An 18,434-nucleotide genomic window follows, 5' to 3' on the forward strand; every position below is an offset into this window, starting at 1 on the left:
ATGCCGTCCCCCACCCCCACCGAGGCGGGCCCCGCCGGCGCCGCCACCCTCGGGCCGGTGCCGCAGCCGGCCGGGACCCCCGGCCGGGACTCCGGGCCGCACCGGGTCTCCGGCGGCCTGCTGGAGCCCGGACAGCTCCTCGCCGCCCTCCCCGGCGCCCTGCGCAAGCTCGACCCCCGGGTGATGGTGAGGAACCCGGTGATGTTCGTCGTCGAGGTCGGCTCGGTGCTCACCACCGGCTCGGCGGTCGCCGACCCGAGCGTCTTCTCCTGGTCGATAGCCGCCTGGCTCTGGCTCACCGTGGTCTTCGCCAACCTGGCCGAGGCCGTGGCCGAGGGCCGCGGCAAGGCGCAGGCCGACACCCTGCGCCGCACCAGGACCGACACCACCGCCCGCCGCCTGGTCGACTGGGCCCCCGGGCGCACCGGCGCCGCCGAGGAGGAGGTGTCCGCCACCGCGCTGCGGCTGGGCGACACGGTGGTCGTCGAGGCGGGCCAGACCATCCCCGGCGACGGCGACGTCGTCGAGGGCGTGGCCAGCGTCGACGAGTCCGCCATCACCGGCGAGTCCGCACCGGTCATCCGCGAGTCCGGCGGCGACCGCTCGGCCGTCACCGGCGGCACGAAGGTGCTCTCCGACCGGATCGTCGTGCGGATCACCTCCGAGCCCGGCAAGACCTTCATCGACCGGATGATCGCCCTCGTCGAGGGCGCGGCCCGGCAGAAGACCCCCAACGAGATCGCCCTCAACATCCTGCTGGCGTCCCTCACCGTCGTCTTCCTGCTGGCGGTCGTCACCCTGCAGCCCATGGCGGCCTACGCGGGCGCCCCGCAGACGCTCGTCGTCCTGACCGCGCTGACCGTGGCGCTCATCCCGACCACCATCGGCGCGCTGCTCTCCGCGATCGGCATCGCCGGCATGGACCGCCTGGTGCAGCGCAACGTGCTCGCCATGTCGGGCCGCGCCGTGGAGGCCGCGGGCGACGTCAACACCCTGCTGCTGGACAAGACCGGCACCATCACCCTGGGCAACCGGCAGGCGGCCGAGTTCCTCCCGGCCGCGGGCACCGCCACCGGGGAGCTGGCGGACGCCGCCCAGCTCTCCTCGCTCGCCGACGAGACCCCCGAGGGCCGCTCCGTCGTCGTGCTCGCCAAGGAGAAGTACGGGCTGCGGGCCCGGCAGCAGGGCGAGCTCGGCCACGCCGTGTGGGTGCCCTTCACCGCGCAGACCCGCATGTCCGGCGTCGACCTGGACGAGGACGGGACGGTGCGCAGCGTCCGCAAGGGCGCCGCCGGGGCGGTCTCCGCGTGGGTGTCCGACAACGGCGGCACGGTCGGTGCGGACGTCGGGGAGCTGGTGGAGCGGATCTCCGCCTCCGGCGGCACCCCGCTGGTCGTCGCCTCCCGCGAGGGCGACGCCGCGCCGCGCGTGCTGGGCGTCATCCACCTCAAGGACGTGGTCAAGCACGGCATCCGGGAGCGCTTCGAGGAGCTGCGCCGGATGGGCATCCGCACCGTGATGATCACGGGCGACAACCCGCTGACGGCACGGGCCATCGCGGAGGAGGCGGGCGTCGACGACTTCCTCGCCGAGGCCACCCCCGAGGACAAGATGGCCCTGATCAAGCAGGAGCAGGCCGGGGGCAAGCTGGTCGCCATGACCGGCGACGGCACCAACGACGCCCCGGCGCTGGCCCAGGCCGACGTGGGCGTGGCCATGAACACCGGCACCATGGCGGCCAAGGAGGCCGGCAACATGGTGGACCTGGACTCCAACCCCACCAAGCTGATCGAGATCGTCGAGATCGGCAAGCAGCTCCTGATCACCCGCGGCGCGCTGACCACCTTCTCCATCGCCAACGACGTCGCGAAGTACTTCGCGATCATCCCCGCGATGTTCGCCGCGGTCTACCCGGGCCTGGACCGGCTCAACGTCATGCAGCTGCACAGCCCGCAGTCGGCGATCACCTCGGCGATCGTCTTCAACGCCCTGATCATCGTGGTGCTGATCCCGCTGGCGCTGCGCGGCGTGCGCTACCGGCCGTCCTCGGCGGCCTCCCTGCTCCGCCGCAACCTGTGGGTCTACGGGCTCGGCGGGCTCGTCCTGCCGTTCGCCGGCATCAAGCTCATCGACCTCGTCGTCCAGTTCGTCCCCGGGCTCCGCTGACCCGAGGCCCGAAGAGATCCGGGGCCCGGAGAGGTCCGGGCCCCGGAGAGAACGGAAGAAGCCACCATGGCAACCCCTCTCCCCGCAGCACTCCGCACGCACCTGACGGCGCTGCGCATGCTGCTCGTCATGACCGTCCTCCTCGGCCTCGCCTACCCGCTGCTGCTCACCGGCGTCGGCCAGGCCGCCTTCCCCCGGCAGGCGAACGGCTCCCTGGTGGAGTCGCACGGGAAGGTCGTCGGCTCCAGCCTGATCGGCCAGGGCTTCGACCTGCCGAAGAAGGACCCGGGCGACGCCGACGAGCCGGCGCGGCCGGACCCCCGCTGGTTCCAGCCCCGCCCGTCCGCGGGCGGCTACGACCCGACCGCCACCGGCGCCTCCAACCTCGGTCCGAACAGCGAGGACCTGGTCAGGGCCGTGAGGGAGCGCCGGGCCGCCGTCGCCGCCTTCGACGGCGTCGCGCCCTCGCAGGTCCCCGCCGACGCGGTGACCGCCTCCGGCTCCGGCCTCGACCCGCACATCTCCCCCGCCTACGCCCGGGAGCAGGTCGCCCGGGTCGCGCGGGTGCGGGGGCTGGACCGGGCCGCCGTCGCCGCCCTGGTCGAGCGGCACGTGCAGGGGCCGGTCGCCGGCTTCCTCGGCCAGGAGCGCGTCAACGTCCTGGAGCTCAACCGGGCGCTCGACGCCCTGAGGTGACGCACGGCCGGCACACGCCGTGACCACCGGCCGGCCCGGCCGCGCGGGGACGCCCCCGCCGGCGGGCCGGCCGCACCCCGTGGGACGACCCCGCCCCACGGACCGGTCCCGCCCCACGGACCGCCCCCGCCCCACGGAGGAGGAGCGCGACGGTGACGCGCAACCAGGACCCGTACCCCGGCAGCCGCCGGCCCGGCCGCCTGCGGGTGTACCTGGGGGCCGCCCCCGGGGTCGGCAAGACCTACCGCATGCTGGACGAGGCCCGCCGCCGCGCCGACCGCGGCACCGACGTCGTCGTCGCCTACGTGGAGTGCCACGGCCGGGCCCGCACCGAGGGCATGCTGGAGGGCCTGGAGGTCGTGCCCCGGGCCGTCCGCACCCACCGCGGCGCGGAGTTCACCGAACTGGACACCGACGCGGTCCTGGCCCGGCGCCCCCGCGTCGCCCTGGTCGACGAGCTCGCCCACACCAACGTCCCCGGCGGCCGCCACGCCAAGCGCTGGCAGGACGTCGAGGAGCTCCTCGCGGCCGGCATCGACGTGGTCTCCACCGTCAACGTCCAGCACCTGGAGTCCCTCAACGACGTCGTCGAGAAGATCACCGGGGTGCCGCAGCGCGAGACCGTCCCCGACGAGGTCGTCCGCCGCGCCGACCAGATCGAGCTGGTCGACATGGCCCCCGAGGCGCTGCGCCGCCGGATGGCCCACGGCAACGTCTACGCCGCCGAGAAGGTGGACGCCGCGCTCTCGAACTACTTCCGGGTCGGCAACCTCACCGCGCTGCGCGAACTCGCCCTCCTGTGGGTGGCCGGCCGGGTCGACGAGGGCCTGCGCGACTACCGCGCCGCCCACGGCATAGGGAAGGTGTGGGAGACCCGGGAACGGGTCGTGGTCGCCCTCACCGGCGGCCCCGAGGGCGCCACGCTGGTCCGCCGGGCCGCCCGCATCGCCGACCGCACGGCGGGCGGCGAGGTCATGGCCGTCCACGTCGCCCGCAGCGACGGCCTGGCCGGGGCCTCCCACGCCGCCCTCGCCGGGCAGCGGCAGCTCGTGGAGTCCCTGGGCGGCACCTACCACGTGGTCGTCGGCGACGACGTGCCAACCGCGCTGCTGGACTTCGCCCGCGCCCAGGACGCCACGCAGCTGGTGCTCGGCACCAGCCGCCGGGGCCGCCTCACCCGCTTCCTCACCGGCCGCGGCATCGGCGAGACCACCGTCGACCTCTCCGCCGACATCGACGTCCACATGGTCACCCACGAGGAGGCGGGCCACGGCCGGCTGCCGCCGCTGGGCCGCCGCCACTCCCGGCCCCGCTCGGCCGCGGGCTTCGCCTCCGGGCTGGCACTGCCCTGGCTGCTGACCCTGGTCCTCACCCACCTGCGCGAGGAGGTCAACCTCACCAGCGTCGCCCTGCTCTTCCAGCTCGCCGTGGTCGGGGTCGCCCTGCTCGGCGGCGTCGCCTCCGCGCTGCTCGCCTCGCTCACCGCCTCGCTGCTCCTGAACTACTACTTCATCCCCCCGGTGGGCCGCTTCACCATCGCCGAGCCCAACAACGTCCTGGCGCTCGGCGTCTTCGCCTGCGTGGCGCTCGCCGTGGCGGCGGTCGTGGACCGCGCGGCCCGGCAGACCGCGCGCGCCGCCCGCGCCACCGCCGAGGCCGAGACCCTCTCCGACCTGGCCGGGAGCGTCCTGCGGGGCGCCGACACCGTGCCCGCCCTCCTGGAGCGCTCCCGGGTCGCCTTCGGCATGGCGAGCGCCGCGCTGCTGCGCCGCGGCCCCGACGGCACCGGCGGGGCCGTCGCCCGCAGCGACGCCCCCGTCCCGGCCGCGCACCCGGCCCGGACGCCGGCGGCAGCGCAGGCACCGGCTCCGGCACCGGCCGGGGACGGCTCCGCGGCAGCCCGGCACGCGGGGGGCTCCCCCGCGGCGGACGCGCCGGTCACCGAGGTCCCGGTCGGCGACGACGCCGTCCTCGTCCTCACCGGCCGCCGGCTGCCCGCCTCGGACCAGCGCGTCCTCGCCGCCTTCGCCGCCCACGCCGCGGCCGCCCTGGACCGCGAGCGCCTCGCCCGCGCCGCTGCCGAGGTCGAGCCCATCCGGGCCGCCGACCGCATGCGCACCGCCCTGCTGGCCGCCGTCAGCCACGACCTGCGGACCCCGCTGGCCGCCGCCCTCGCCTCCGTCGGCTCGCTGCGCAGCCCCGACGTGCACTTCCCGCCCGAGGACGAGGCCGAGCTGCTCGCCACCGCCGAGGACTCCCTCGCCAAGCTGGCGCGGCTGGTCGACAACCTCCTCGACATGAGCCGCCTCCAGGCCGGGGCCCTCACCCTGCACCTGGAGGCGACGGACCTGGGCGAGGCCCTCTCCCGGGCCGTGGACAGCCTGCCCGCCCCGCAGCCGGCGGTCGCGGGCGACGGGCTCGGCGCGGCCCCGCCCGTCCTCGCCGACCCGCCGCTCCTGGAGCGCATCCTCGCGAACCTCGCCGCCAACGCCGCCCGCCACAACACCCCCGGCCGGCCGGTCACCGTCACCGCGGGCGCCCTGGGCGACCGCGTCGAACTGCGGGTCATCGACCGGGGCCCCGGCATCCCGGCGGAGGACCGCGACCGGGTCTTCCAGCCCTTCCAGCGCCTGGGCGACACGGACAACACCACCGGCACCGGCCTGGGCCTCGCCCTCTCCCGCGGCCTCGCCGAGGCCATGGGCGGCTCCCTCGGCGTGGAGGACACCCCCGGCGGCGGCGCGACCCTCGTCCTCACCCTCCCCGCGGCGCCGTCCCCGTCGGGCGCCGCGCCCGCCGGCGACGCGGCGCCCGGGGCCGGACCGGCGGCTACGCCTCGAAGCGGTAGCCCATCCCGGGCTCGGTGATGAAGTGCCGGGGGCGGGACGGGTCGGCCTCCAGCTTGCGGCGCAGCTGGGCCATGTAGACCCGCAGGTAGTTGGTCTCCGTGCGGTAGGCGGGGCCCCAGACCTCCTGGAGGAGCTGGGTCTGGGTGACCAGCCGGCCGCGGTTGCGGACCAGCACCTCCAGCAGGTGCCACTCGGTGGGGGTGAGGCGCACGTCGGCGTCGGCGCGCCGGACCTTCTTGGCGGCGAGGTCGACGGTGAAGGCGTCGGTGACCACGACGGCGCCCTCGCCGGGCCCGGCGGCGGGCTCGGCGCGGCGGACGGCGGCGCGCAGGCGGGCGAGGAGCTCGTCCATGCCGAAGGGCTTGGTGACGTAGTCGTCGGCGCCGGCGTCCAGGGCCTGCACCTTCTCGTCGGAGGCGTGGCGGGCGGAGAGGACGATGACGGGGACCCGGGTCCAGCCGCGCAGGCCGCGGATGACGTCGGCGCCGTCCATGTCGGGCAGGCCGAGGTCGAGGAGGACCACGTCGGGGTGGCGGGCCGCGGCGAGCTTCAGGGCGCCCGTCCCGTCGGGGGCGGCGTCCACCTCGTAGCCGCGGGCCTTGAGGTTGATCACCAGGGCGCGGACGAGCTGGGGTTCGTCGTCCACCACGAGGACCCGGGTCATGGGGTGCGCTGCCTTTCGGTACGGGTCTGGATGCCGGTACGGGTCCGGATGCCGGTACGGGCCGGAATGCCGGTACGGGTCCGGATGCCGCCGGGGGGCGGCGCGGCCCGCGGCGGCCGGGGGCGGGGCCGGGGCCGGGGGCACGTCACGCGGCCTCCTCGGGGGAGGGCGGCACGCCCGCGGCGGCGCCGACCGCCGCGGGCAGGGCGACCACCATGGTCATCCCGCCGCCGGGGGTGTCCTCGGCCGTCAGCCGCCCGCCCATGGCCTCCACGAAGCCGCGGGCCACCGCGAGGCCCAGGCCGACGCCGCTGCCGCGCGGAGCGTCCCCGTACCGCTGGAAGGGCTCGAAGATCCGGTCCTTGGCGTCGTCCGGCACCCCCGGCCCGCGGTCGGCGACCCGCAGCTCCACCCGGTCGCCGCCCGGCAGGCGCAGGGCGTCGGCGCGGACGACCACCGGGGTCCCGGGCGGGCTGTACTTGACGGCGTTCTCCACCACGTTGGCGACGGCCCGCTCCAGCAGGCCGGCGTCGGCGAGGACCATCGGCAGGTCCTCGCCGACCTCCAGGCGCACCGCGTCGGCGGGGACGCCGCCCAGCGCCACCGGGACCACCTCGTCGAGGTCGACCTCGCGCAGCAGCGGGGCGACCGTGCCGGTCTGGAGGCGGCTCATGTCGAGGAGGTTGCCGATGAGGTGGTCGAGCCGGTCGGCGCCGTCCTCGATGCCGGCGAGCAGCTCGGCCTCGTCCTCGGGGCTCCACCGCACCTCCTGCGAGCGCAGCGAGGTGACGGCGGCCTTGATCCCGGCGAGGGGGGTGCGCAGGTCGTGGGAGACGGCGGCGAGCAGCGCGGTGCGGATGCGGTTGCCCTCGGCGAGGCGGCGGGCGCCGGCGGCCTGCTCGGCGAGGCGGCGGCGCTCCAGGAGGGCCACGGCCTGGGCGGCGTACGCGCCCAGCAGGCGGCGGTCGTCGGCGGGCAGGACCCGGCCGCCGAGCGCCAGCGAGAGGCGGTCGCCCACCGGGACCTCCGTCGCGGCGTCCTCGGGCCGCCCCGCGGGGTCGGGTCCGGCCGAGGCCGTGCGGTGCCAGGGGCCGCGGTCGCCGGTCCGCTCCAGCAGGGCGGCGGACTCGACCTGGAAGTCCTCCCGGACCCGCTGGAGCAGCGCCGCAAGGCTGTCCTCGCCGCGCAGGACGGCGCCCGCCAGGCGGCCCAGGGCCTCCGCCTCGGCGCGGCTGCGGGCGGCCTGCTGGGCGCGCCGCGCGGCGAGGTCGACGACGGAGGCGACGGCCGTGCCCACCCCGACGAAGACCAGCAGCGCCAGGAGGTTCTTCGGGTCGGAGACGGTGAGGGTGTGGGCGGGCGGGGTGAAGAACCAGTTGAGCAGCAGTGAGCTGAGGACGGCCGCGGCGATCGCCGGGAACACCCCGCCGACCAGGGCGGCGCCGACGGTGAGGGTGAGGAAGAGCAGCAGGGCGGTGGGGAGTCCCGGGTCCCCGGTGACGCGGGTGAGCAGCAGGGTGAGCAGCAGCGGCCCGCCGCAGCCCAGGAGCCAGCCGGAGACGGCGCGGACGCGGCCGAGCTTGACCGGCAGCCGCCCGGGGAGGGCGGGGCGGCCGCGGGCGGCGTGCTCGTGGGTGACGATGTGGACGTCGATGTCGCCGGACTCCCGCGCGACGGTGGCGCCGACGCCGGGGCCGAGGAGGGACTGCAGGGTGCCGCGGCGGCTGGATCCCAGCACGACCTGGGTGGCGTTGACGCCGCGGGCGAAGTCGAGCAGGGCGGTGGCGGTGTCGCCCCCGGCCACGGTGTGGAAGGTCCCGCCGAGGTCCTCCACCAGCTGCCGCTGGGCGGCCAGGTGCTCCGGCGGGGGGCCGGCGAGGCCGTCGGAGCGGCGGACGTGGACGGCGAGCAGTTCGCTGCCGGAGCCGCGGGCGGCGATCCGGGCGGCCCGGCGCAGCAGGGTGGCGCCCTCCGGTCCGCCGGTGAGCCCGACGACGATCCGCTCGCGCGCCGGCCAGGTCGCCTCGATGCCGTGCTCGGTGCGGTAGCGCTGGAGGTACTCGTCGACGCGGTCGGCGGTCCACAGCAGGGCGAGTTCGCGCAGCGCGGTGAGGTTGCCGGGCCGGAAGTAGTGGGAGAGGGCGGCGTCGACCCGGTCGGGGGCGTAGACGTTGCCGTGGGCGATGCGGCGGCGCAGCGCCTCGGGGGCCATGTCGACCAGTTCGATCTGGTCGGCGCGGCGGACCACCTCGTCGGGGACGGTCTCGCGCTGCCGGACGCCGGTGATGCCCTCGACGACGTCGCCGAGCGACTCCAGGTGCTGGACGTTGACGGTGGAGACCACGTCGATGCCGGCCGCGAGGAGCTCCTCGACGTCCTGCCAGCGCTTGGCGTGGCGGCCGCCGGGGGCGTTGGTGTGGGCGAGCTCGTCGACCAGGGCGACGCGGGGGCGCCGGGCCAGGACCGCGTCGAGGTCCATCTCGGTGAGGACGGTGCCCCGGTACTCCGTCCGGCGCCGCGGCACGACCTCCAGGCCCTCCAGCAGCTCGGCGGTGCGGGCCCGGCCGTGGTCCTCGGCGAAGCCGACGACGACGTCGGTGCCGCGGGAGGCGCGGCGGTGGGCCTCGGCGAGCATGGCGTAGGTCTTGCCCACCCCGGGGGCCGCCCCGAGGAGGATCCTCAACCTGCCGCGCGCCATGACCACCATTCTCCGCACGGGCGGCCTGCCCGCGCCCTCCGCGGTCCGGGGCCGCCCCGCCGAGCGTACGGCCGTCCGGGCGGCGGCCGGTCCGCGGGGCGGGGGCCGCCGGGCGATCCTGACGGCATCTTGACGGCGCCCGGCACGGGCCGCCCCGGCGCCGCTGCGCACCCGTCCGGGCGCCGGCGGCGCTCAGACGGTGGGCATGAAGGTGTGCCGGGGCCGCTGCTCGGGGACGTGCAGGCGCGGGTCGGGCCGGGGCAGGTCGCCGCCCGCCTCCAGGATGCGGTCGGCGAGCCGGTGCGCGGCGTGGCCGTCGTCCAGGTCGCAGAACTCCTCCCGGAACCACCGGTACCGGTCGGCGTACGCGTACTCGACCTCCCCGACGTCCGCGATCGCCTCCACCAGCTCCCGCGAGGTGGACAGCAGCGGCCCGGGGGCGCACTGCTCGAAGTCGAAGTAGAAGCCGCGCAGGGTGTCCCGGTAGTGCTCCAGGTCGTAGGTGAAGAAGAGCATCGGCCGGCCGGTGTTCGCGAAGTCGAACATCAGCGACGAGTAGTCGGTGACCATGACGTCGGTGATCAGCGACAGGTCGGCCATGTCGGGGTAGGCGGACACGTCCCAGACGAAGCCGTTCCCGGCGCCCGGCACGGGGTCGACCACGTTGGGGTGGCGCCGGACCAGCAGGACGTGGTCACGGCCCAGCACCCGGCGGGCGTGCTCCAGGTCGATGCGGAAGTCGAACCTGTACCGGCCCGCGCCGTGGAACTGGTCGTCGCGCCAGGTCGGGGCGTAGGTGACGACGCGCCTGCCCGGGGGGATGCCGATCCGGGCGCGGACCTCGGCGGCCCTCCTGCCCCGGTCGGCGCGGACGAGGACGTCGTTGCGGGGGTAGCCGGTCTCCGCGAGCTCGCCCTCGAATCCGAAGGCCCGCCGCAGGATGGGCGTGCTGAAGCTGTTGGGCGAGACGAGCACGTCCCACTGCGCGACCTCGGACCGCAGCCTCTCCAGGTAGCGCCGGTCGGCGAAGTGGACCGCCTCGATGTCGTGGCCGATCCGCTTGAGCGGGGTGCCGTGCCAGGTCTGCACCACCAGCTGGCCCTCCCGCTTGCGGAACCAGTCCGGCAGGTGGTTGTTGGCGACGACGTACCGGGAGGTGGCCAGCGCCTCGTACCAGTCCGGCGACCACATGCGCACCGGGCGGACCGACGGCGGCAGCTCCACCTGGTCGTCCTTGACCACCCACAGGTGCTCCAGCCCGGTGCCGCGGCGCAGCAGCTCCTCGTGCAGGGCCCGGGGGCTGTCGGAGAACTGGCTGCCCTTGAAGGAGTCGAAGAGCACCGCCGGGCGCACGGGCCGGCGGCGCGCCTCGGGGTAGGCCTTGGTGCGTAGCAGCTTCTGCCGGTAGGGGCCGCGGGCGTCCTCGGGCATCGCGGAGTGCACCAGGAGCGAGAGCCGGTCCCACGCCTCGGACTGCAGCTCGTAGCGGCGGCCGTCCACGGCGAGGTCGGCGGGCAGGCCGGGGATCAGCCGCTGGTCGACCTTGACCATGAGGTCGGCCGGGGGTCCGTCCTCCCGCGCCTCCTGCGGGAGCGCGGCGTCCTGGCGGCGCAGGAAGAAGTCCCACCGGCCGGAGGCGAGCGGGATGCTCCCGGCGAGCGTCCGCATCCGGGCGGGGGTGAGCACCGCCCGGAACTCGTCGCCCAGCCACTGCAGGGGCACGGTCCGCTCGGCGCCGTGGGCGCGCGAGCGGACCACCAGCTGCGCGGTGGCGTACTGGGCGGCCGTCAGGAGGCGTGCGGCGGGGTAGCGGCAGCGCAGCTCCAGCGAGCCGTCGGGGTGCCAGGACACGGCGGAGGCCACGGGGAGCGCGGCCCGTTCGAACAGCACCAGGTAGCCGGCGCCGTTGCGGTGGACCACGACCTCGCGGTCGCCCTCGGGGTTCTGCAGGGCGTCGGGCAGGCGGTGGCAGCCGTCGGGGACGTCCTCGGCCACCACCGGGTGGAGCGGCGCCCTGCGGCCGGCGATGTGGAAGGAGGTCTTCCAGCCGTTGCTGCCCATGTTCCAGGACCGGGGCGTGTCCGCCCTGGCCTCGCGGCGGGACCGGGGGACCAGCCAGGACATGGGGACCCGGGCGGTGAAGGTGCACCAGCCCTCGCCGCCGGGGGCGAAGCGCACCGGGGCGTCGTACTGGGCGGCGCCGGCCAGGCTGCGCACCCGCAGGGTGGCGCGTTCGGGGACCTCGGGGGCGAGGAGCACCCCGCGCAGTTCCACGGCGTCCCCGTCGGCGCGGTGCCCGGTGATGCGGCAGCGCACGACCTCGATCCGCAGCTTGAGCCGGCCCTGGACGAAGAGCGGCACGGCCCGGACATTGCGGTCCACATACCGGTACGGCGGGTGGGAGGCGCTCCCGGCGCTCCCGGCGACCATGCCGCGGTAGCGGAACAGGCCGCGGCTGAGGACGCCGGCGGCGACGTCCCAGGTGCCCTCGACCCACTCGTCCCGCTTCTTCAGGCGGGAGACGTCGATCCTGGTCTCGAAACCGGACCAGTCGTAGCAGTAGCGGTTCTGCCCGGAGGACTCGGTGGCCTGCGGGCGGTGGACGGTCCTCGCGGGGACCACGACCAGCCGGCCCTGCCTGCGGTTGCGCAGCGCCACGGCCTTGATCGACATGCGGCGCTTGTGGACGTTGATGAAGCGGATGTACGCGGCCCCGGAGAGGTGGAGCCGGTCCCCCTCCCAGTGGGCGCCGCCGAGCGAGGAGAAGAGCGAGAGGTCCTTCTCCACCCGGTACGCGCTCTTGTCCACGCCCGCCTCGCGGTCGCCGAGGAAGGGGTAGTCGAGGTAGCGGTGCAGCCGGCGGCGGATCGGGGGCGGGCCGCCCTTGCGGGCGAACTCCACGACGGCGAGCAGCTCGTCGAGCTTGCCCTGGCGGACCAGCGACCACTTGACCCGCATCTCGGCGGGGAGGTCGTCGACGACGGACGGGTGGGCCTCGTCGATGAAGGCGTTGGCCGCCTCCATGAAGTACCGGCGGAACTCCTCGTCCGCGTCGGGGAGCACGTTCAGGTGGATCATCAGGTCGGACCTGAGGCAGGCCTGGTCGTACCTGCGCTTGTGCTCCAGGTGGGTCCCGCCGCCGAACTCCGCCAGGAAGCGGCTGACGGAGCGGACCGCGGCCACCCGGTCGCGCAGGCACGGCAGCTCGTGGTGGCGCTGGGTGATGGACGGCGCGGAGCCGCCGTCGCGGCGGCGCCAGTAGTAGACGACGTCCTGGACGACGTCGACCTTGGCGGCGCGGTAGTGGGCGGTCATGTTGACCCAGGAGTCCTCGTAGAGGACGCCCTCGGGGAAGGCCAGGCCGTGGCCGTCCCAGAAGGAGCGGCGGAAGAGCTTGTTCCACACGGTGCGGTCGTAGATCAGCGCGTCGAAGCGCGTGATGTGGGTGCCGCGGCGGCTCTTCCCCAGGGGGGCCCTGTGCAGCGGGGACTGCCAGCGCCGGGTGGAGTCCATCATCTGGACGTTGCCGGAGACGAAGTCGGCGTCGGAGCCGTCCAGGGTGCGGACCAGCAGCTCGTAGGCGTACTCGGGCACGACGTCGTCGCCGTCCGCGAAGGCGAGGTACTCCGCGCGGGGGTGGGCCGCGCGGATGCCGGCGTTGCGGGCGGCGCCGGGGCCCTGCGCGGACTGCCGGAGCATCCGGAAGCGGGGGTCGCGGCGGCAGAAGTCCTCGGCGATGCGCGGGGAGGAGTCGGTGGAGCCGTCGTCCACCAGGAGCACCTCGAAGTCCTCGAAGGTCTGCCCCGCGAGGGACTCCAGGCACTCGGGGAGGTACTCCTCCACGTCCTGGAAGGGCACGACGATGCTCACACGGGGATGCACGGGCGCCAACGGGTCCTCCGGGTCTCTCTCGTCGTGGCGCCCTGCACCGGCCGGCCCACAGCCCTCTCGCTCGGGGCCGGCGAGCGGCCCCTCCGGTCACGGATGTGTCCCCCGGCCAAAAGAAAGGCAAAGGATTTGTAACCAGTTCGTGAACCATACAACGTGTTTTCCGCCGGGAGAACTCGATCTTCCGGCGGCACCTCCGTCGGGCCGGCGCCGGAGAGCGGCTTCGACCGGCGGTTTTACATGCGGGGACACCCTCCGGCGGATGCGGGCCGCCCGACCGTCCTCGCGAAGAAGATGTGAAGGTCACGCCGTGCACAGCGGCCGTCGGCCCGGCCCCCCGGCGGGCTCCGGCCGCCGCGGACGGACCACCCTGCGGCGGAAGGAGGGCATGCCCCTATGCTTCCCGGGGCCGCCCCGCCGCCCCGCCGCCTCCCGGAACCGCACCCGCGGCCCCCGGAGGTCCGGACCGGCGGAGGGGGCCGGCGGCAGGGGGCAGGGGGGGTCGGCGCAGTCGCCGGCCGGGGCCGCACGCCCGCAGTGCCCCCTCCGCGCCCTCCCGAACGACCGGACCACCAGCAGCGCAAGGAGCGTGGAGACGCCATGGCACAGAGCGCCCGTGAGCACGCCGCCGAGGAGCAGGCCGCCCCGGCCGGGAACGGCGGCGCGGAGGCCGCAGGACCGGCGCCTCGGCGCCGCCGCAGGTGGCCGAAGGTCGTCGGCCTGGTCGCGGGCGTGGCCGTGCTCGCCGCCGCCGGGACGGCCTACGGCCTGTACCGGCACCTCGACTCCAACATCCACACCGGCGTCGACCTCGGCCGGGAGCTGGGCACCGACCGCCCGGCGAAGGTGGCCGCCGCGGCCAGGGACATCCTGGTCCTGGGCTCGGACTCCCGGGCCGGCGGCAACCAGGACCTGGGCGGCGGCGACGTCGGCGGCGCCCGCTCGGACACCGCGATGGTGGTGCACATACCCGCGGGCGGAGGCCGGGCGACCGTCGTGAGCATCCCCCGCGACACCCTGGTGACCCGCCCCTCCTGCACCGGGCGCAACGGCGCCGCGCTGCCCGCCGCGAAGCGGGTCATGTTCAACTCCGTCTACAGCCTCGCCGGGCCGGCGTGCGTGGTGAAGACGGTCGAGAAGATGTCCGGCGTGCGCATGGACCACTACGTCGAGATCGACTTCGTGGGCTTCAAGGACCTGGTCGACACCATCGGCGGCGTCACCGTCCGTACGACGACCGCCATCGACGACCGGCACAGCGGGCTGCACCTGGCCCCCGGCACGCACCGGCTGGACGGCACCCAGGCCCTCGCCTTCGTCCGCACCCGGCACGGCATCGGCGACGGCAGCGACCTCGGGCGGATCGGGCTGCAGCAGCAGTTCATGACGGCCCTGGTGGCCGAGGTGAAGAAGCAGGACCTGCTGGGCAGCCCGGTCAAGAGCTACAAGATGGCCGACGCCGCCACCAAGCTGCTCACCACCGACTCCGACCTGGGGTCGCTGACCGCGCTCGCGGAGTTCGGCCGCAGTGTGAAGGGCGTCGACCCGGACACCATGGAGACGCTCATGCTGCCGGTCCGGTACGACCGGATCGACCCGAACCGGGTGGTGGCGGCCGAGCCGCAGGCGTCCGCGCTGTGGAAGGCGATCCGCGAGGACTCGCCCGTCCCGGAGTCCGCGAAGCACTCGCCCGCCGCCGGCGGCGGCGTCTCGGGGTGACCGCCGCGCGGTGACCGCCGCGGGGTGACCGCTGCGGCCGGGCGCCCCGGACGGAACCGGCGAGGTCCCGGTCCGGTGCGGCCCGGGCCGGTCCGGTCCGGTGCGGTGCGGTCCGGTGCGGTCCGGTCCGGTGCAGCCCTGGCCGGTGAGGCCCGGCGGGTCACACGCCGGCGGCGGTCACCACGGCGTCGGTGGCGAAGCCCAGGAAGAGGCCCAGCAGGATCGTCCAGGTGGTGAGCTCCTTCATGGCGGCGCGGCGGGCGACGGCCAGGAGCTCGACGACGACGTAGAGGATGGAGCCCGCGGCGAGGCCGAGGAAGGCGATGGAGAGGGTGTCGCTGACCACGTGCTGCCCGACGAGCGTGCCGAGGAAGGTGGGCCCGCCGCCGATCAGGCCGAGCAGGGCCAGGGCCCCCCAGGAGGGCCGCTCCCCCGCGGCGGCCAGCGGGGCGACGATCCCGAAGCCCTCGGTGGCGTTGTGCAGGCCGAAGCCGATGACGAGCAGGACGGCGAGCGAGATCTCGCCCCGGGCGGCGGAGTTGCCGATGGCCAGGCCCTCGGCGAAGTTGTGCAGGCCGATGCCGGTGGCGATCATCATGGACAGGCCGGCGGCCCGGGAGCGGACGGGGCGGGCCAGCTCGGTGGCGGCCGCGGCGCCCGGCCCCTCGGAGAGGGCCGCCGTCCGGCGCCGGGCGATCCAGCGGTCGTAGTGGACCAGGTCGGCCATCCCCGCGGCCAGGCCGGCGGCCATGACCAGGCCGTCGGTGAGGGCGGTCCCCCAGCGGTGGTCCCCGACGGCGGCGTCGACCGGCGCCCAGGCGGCGCTGAGGACGTCCCAGACCAGGAAGACCAGGATGCCGACGGCGACCCCGTTGAGGGCGGTCGCGAGGCGCGGCGCGGGGTTGCGCAGGCGTCCGATCGGCAGGCCGAGGTAGATGGTGAGGCCGGCGACGGCCCCGAGGAGGACGATCTGCGAGGAGGACACGGGGGCTCCAGCCGGGTCGGGGGGACGGCCCGCAGACGATAGAACAGATGAGGCTTACCTAACAAGCTACTGCGGCCGGCCCCCGGACCGGCACCCCGCCCCCTGCCCGGCCGCCTCCGGGCCGGGCCCGCCCGCCGGTGCGCCCGGCCGCCGGTCCGCCCGCAGCCGCTGTGCCCGCCGCCGGTCAGCCCGGCCGGTCAGCCGGTCAGCCGGTCAGCCGATCGGTGACGGCGCGGGCTGCTCCTCGCGCAGCTCCGCCGCCCGCCGGCGCTGCTGCCGGGCGGAGTGCGCGACCAGGACGGCGAGGACCGAGGCGAGGATCAGGGACGAGCCGACGGTCCCGTACCCGAGGCCGCCCTTGGCGACCGGCTTGCTGAAGAAGTCGCCCACGGTCGCGCCCAGCGGCCGGGTCAGGACGAACGCGGCCCAGAACAGCGGCGGGACCGGGATGCGGGTGGCGTACCGGGCGGCGACCACGAGCGCCAGCAGGCCGCAGATCAGCAGCGCCCCGCCCCCGTAGCCGAGGCCCGAGCTGTCGGCCAGGAAGTCGCCCAGGGAGGTGCCGAGCGTGTTGGAGAGCAGGATGGCGGTCCAGTACAGGAGCTCCCCGCGGAACGTGGCGATCCGTGTGACGTCGAAGGGGAGGCCGGAGGCCTTCCAGACGGCGAAGACCGCCGCCAGCAGCGTGACGAGGACCAGCGCGCCCCTGGCGTAGCCGAGTCCGGCGGTGCGGTTCATGAAGTCCGACATCGTGGTGCCGGCGGTGCTCGTGGAGAGGATGACGGTCCAGTACAGGGCCGGGTGCAGCCGGTCGGCCCGCAGCTGCGCGACCAGGCTCGCCAGGAAGAGGGCGACCAGGACGACGGAGCTCACGGCGTAGCCGACGGCCAGGGTCTGGGCGAGCAGGTCGCCGCCGGTCTCGCCCAGGGTGGTCGCCGCGATCTTCATGATCCAGAAGGCCAGGGTGACCTGGGGAAGCTTGTTCATGGGGGCCGATCTCTCGCGGGTCCTCGCACCTCCGCGCCATGCTTCCAGCGGGACCGGCGGGACCGGCCGCGCGCCGGCCGTGTCGGCCGCGCCGCACCCGATCGGGGGAGGCCGCCCGCCCCGCCCCGCCACCGGAGCGGGCGGGCCGGGGCGGGTGGCGGCAGCGGGAGCGGGCGGGCGGGCGGGCGGGCGGGCGGCGGGACGGCGGCGGCCCGGCCGTCGGCTACGGACGCGCGGCCCGCTCCTCCGGGGCCACGTCGGCGCGGGTGGCCGCCAGGCAGCCGACCAGGACGGCGATCACCGCCAGCAGGACCAGGCTGACCGGTCCGGTGCCCAGCCCGAGGCCGCCCCGGTCACGGGAGACGCCCATCCAGTCGGCGAACGAGGCCCCGAGCGGCCGGGTCAGCACGTAGGCGGCCCAGAAGGCGGCGACCCCGTTGAGGACGCGCACGCGGAAGGCGAGGGCCGGGACGGTGATCAGCGCGGCGAAGGCGATGCCGGAGGGCAGGTAGCCCAGGTGCATGGTCACCGCGGTCAGGTCGCCGGCCGCGGTGCCGAGGGCGAAGGTCGCCATGACGGTCGCCCAGTAGAAGGACTCGCGGCGGCGGGTGCGGATGCTGTGGATCGAGAGCGTCCTCTCGCAGGCGTACCAGCCGGCGAACACCGCGGCGAGGGCGGCGGCGAAGCACACGGTGGAGACGAGGTAGGGAATGCCGAGCCCCACGTGCAGGACGTCGGCGGCCATCGTCCCGAAGACGCTGACCATGACGACGGCGGTCCAGTAGACCCATGCCGTGTAGCGGCGGGCCCGGAACTGCAGGACGAGGGAGGCGGCCAGGACGACGCCGGCGAGGCCGACGGCGGGCACCGGGCCGAGGCGGTGGGCGAGGAAGTCGGAGGCCGTCTCGCCCATTCCGGTGGTGAGGACTTTCACCACCCAGAAAAGGGCGGTGACTTCCGGGACCTTGCTCCACGCGTGGCGCGCGGGCGCCAGGGGTGCATTCTGCTGGATCTGACCTGTCGTCATGGCGGAAAGGATGGCACATCCTCTTTCCCGCCCCTGACGGGGTCCCGCCCGCCGTATTTCCGTTTCCGGTACGGGGAATGGCCGCTCCGGCGCGCGGAATTACCGTTTCCGGGAACACCGGTGCCACGGCACGGCGGAGCCCGGGTCCCGCCGGATGCGGGGGACGACACCGGCACTCTATCGTCTACAACTCTGTAGACGCCAGAGGGCGGGGGCGGCCTTCCACCCCCACCCGTCCACGGCGGCGGGCCCGGCGAAGCCCCGGGTCGACACGGGGGCCAGGAGCAGCGGGCGAGCGGGCGCCGACGCGACCCCGCCACCAGGGAGAACGCCACCCTGCAGAAGGACGCCACCCTGCGGCGGGCCCACCGGCCCACCGTATGCGCCCTCCGCACGGCCGGGCGGCGCCCGTGCGGCATGCGACGGGGGGCGACCCGCCCTATCCGCCCTGGGCACTCCGGACACCCGCCCGGCAGGCTGCGACCGGAGGAGAACCGCCCCCGCGCGACGACGACCGGAACGAAGGCCCCTCCCCGGCATCCCGGAGAAGCGGACCCCGGGCCCGCCCTCAGCGGCACACCGCGGCCCCGCGCCCGGCCACGAAGGACGAAAAGGCAAAATCTCCAGCCGACCGGCCTCAAGTGCCCCCGACGAGCGGAGGGCACCCGAACGACGAACACTTGAAGGTTAAACTTTCAAAGGGTACCCGAACGGCGCCGTTCGCGCGTCGTCACGACTTCCAGGACAGGGGCGGT

General features: G+C 75.4%; 10 protein-coding genes. 4 read left to right on the plus strand and 6 right to left on the minus strand.

Annotation, left to right across the window (positions count from 1 at the left end):
- From kdpB to LO771_RS09285, 3 genes are all read left to right on the plus strand, one after another.
- Positions 1–2,166, plus strand: a complete 2,166-nt coding sequence (gene kdpB / locus LO771_RS09275; RefSeq protein ID WP_230649700.1) for a potassium-transporting ATPase subunit KdpB — start codon at positions 1–3, stop codon at positions 2,164–2,166.
- A gap of 66 nt (positions 2,167–2,232) precedes the next feature.
- Positions 2,233–2,862: a potassium-transporting ATPase subunit KdpC gene (gene kdpC, locus LO771_RS09280; RefSeq protein WP_230649701.1), complete on the plus strand. Its 630-nt coding sequence runs from the start codon at positions 2,233–2,235 to the stop codon at positions 2,860–2,862.
- A 152-nt stretch (positions 2,863–3,014) separates the two neighbouring features.
- Positions 3,015–5,729 carry an ATP-binding protein gene (locus LO771_RS09285; RefSeq protein WP_230649703.1) on the plus strand — a complete coding sequence of 905 codons (2,715 nt, stop codon included), beginning with the start codon at positions 3,015–3,017 and terminating at the stop codon, positions 5,727–5,729.
- Here LO771_RS09285 and LO771_RS09290 read toward each other — a convergent pair.
- The 3 genes from LO771_RS09290 to LO771_RS09300 all read right to left on the minus strand — a co-directional run bounded on the left by LO771_RS09290 (position 5,692) and on the right by LO771_RS09300 (position 12,943).
- Entirely contained in the window at positions 5,692–6,375 is a 684-nt protein-coding gene (locus LO771_RS09290) for a response regulator (RefSeq protein WP_230649704.1), read from the minus strand. The genes LO771_RS09285 and LO771_RS09290 overlap by 38 nt on opposite strands.
- Positions 6,376–6,520: 145 nt before the next feature.
- Complete coding sequence (locus tag LO771_RS09295; protein ID WP_230649706.1) at positions 6,521–9,073, minus strand: ATP-binding protein; 2,553 nt, start codon at positions 9,071–9,073, stop codon at positions 6,521–6,523.
- Positions 9,074–9,265: 192 nt separating this feature from the next.
- Positions 9,266–12,943 (minus strand): bifunctional glycosyltransferase family 2 protein/CDP-glycerol:glycerophosphate glycerophosphotransferase, encoded by a 3,678-nt coding sequence (locus LO771_RS09300; RefSeq protein ID WP_230649708.1) that lies wholly within the window; start codon positions 12,941–12,943, stop codon positions 9,266–9,268.
- A gap of 618 nt (positions 12,944–13,561) precedes the next feature.
- On the opposite strand from LO771_RS09300, the gene LO771_RS09305 reads away from it, so the two are divergent.
- Positions 13,562–14,680 (plus strand): LCP family protein, encoded by a 1,119-nt coding sequence (locus tag LO771_RS09305; RefSeq protein WP_230649710.1) that lies wholly within the window; start codon positions 13,562–13,564, stop codon positions 14,678–14,680.
- A 160-nt stretch (positions 14,681–14,840) separates the two neighbouring features.
- On the opposite strand, the gene LO771_RS09310 is transcribed toward LO771_RS09305, so the two are convergent.
- From LO771_RS09310 to LO771_RS09320, 3 genes are all read right to left on the minus strand, one after another.
- The gene (locus tag LO771_RS09310) at positions 14,841–15,665 is read right to left on the minus strand and encodes a ZIP family metal transporter (RefSeq protein WP_230649712.1); all 825 of its coding nucleotides are present in this window, start codon (positions 15,663–15,665) and stop codon (positions 14,841–14,843) included.
- A 213-nt stretch (positions 15,666–15,878) separates the two neighbouring features.
- The gene (locus LO771_RS09315) at positions 15,879–16,652 is read right to left on the minus strand and encodes a hypothetical protein (RefSeq protein WP_230649714.1); all 774 of its coding nucleotides are present in this window, start codon (positions 16,650–16,652) and stop codon (positions 15,879–15,881) included.
- Positions 16,653–16,875: 223 nt separating this feature from the next.
- Complete coding sequence (locus LO771_RS09320) at positions 16,876–17,679, minus strand: hypothetical protein (RefSeq protein WP_230649715.1); 804 nt, start codon at positions 17,677–17,679, stop codon at positions 16,876–16,878.
- Positions 17,680–18,434 lie beyond the last annotated feature (755 nt).

Origin of the sequence: Streptacidiphilus sp. ASG 303, assembly GCF_020991365.1 — a bacterium.
Classification (GTDB): domain Bacteria; phylum Actinomycetota; class Actinomycetes; order Streptomycetales; family Streptomycetaceae; genus Peterkaempfera.

Coding starts and splice junctions, on each gene's coding strand:
- kdpB (WP_230649700.1), top strand. CDS start 1: ATGCCGTCCCCCACCCCCACCGAGGCGGGCCCCGCCGGCGCCGCCACC.
- kdpC (WP_230649701.1), top strand. CDS start 2,233: ATGGCAACCCCTCTCCCCGCAGCACTCCGCACGCACCTGACGGCGCTG.
- LO771_RS09290 (WP_230649704.1), bottom strand. CDS start 6,375: ATGACCCGGGTCCTCGTGGTGGACGACGAACCCCAGCTCGTCCGCGCC.
- LO771_RS09295 (WP_230649706.1), bottom strand. CDS start 9,073: ATGGCGCGCGGCAGGTTGAGGATCCTCCTCGGGGCGGCCCCCGGGGTG.
- LO771_RS09305 (WP_230649710.1), top strand. CDS start 13,562: ATGGCACAGAGCGCCCGTGAGCACGCCGCCGAGGAGCAGGCCGCCCCG.
- LO771_RS09315 (WP_230649714.1), bottom strand. CDS start 16,652: ATGAACAAGCTTCCCCAGGTCACCCTGGCCTTCTGGATCATGAAGATC.
- LO771_RS09320 (WP_230649715.1), bottom strand. CDS start 17,679: ATGACGACAGGTCAGATCCAGCAGAATGCACCCCTGGCGCCCGCGCGC.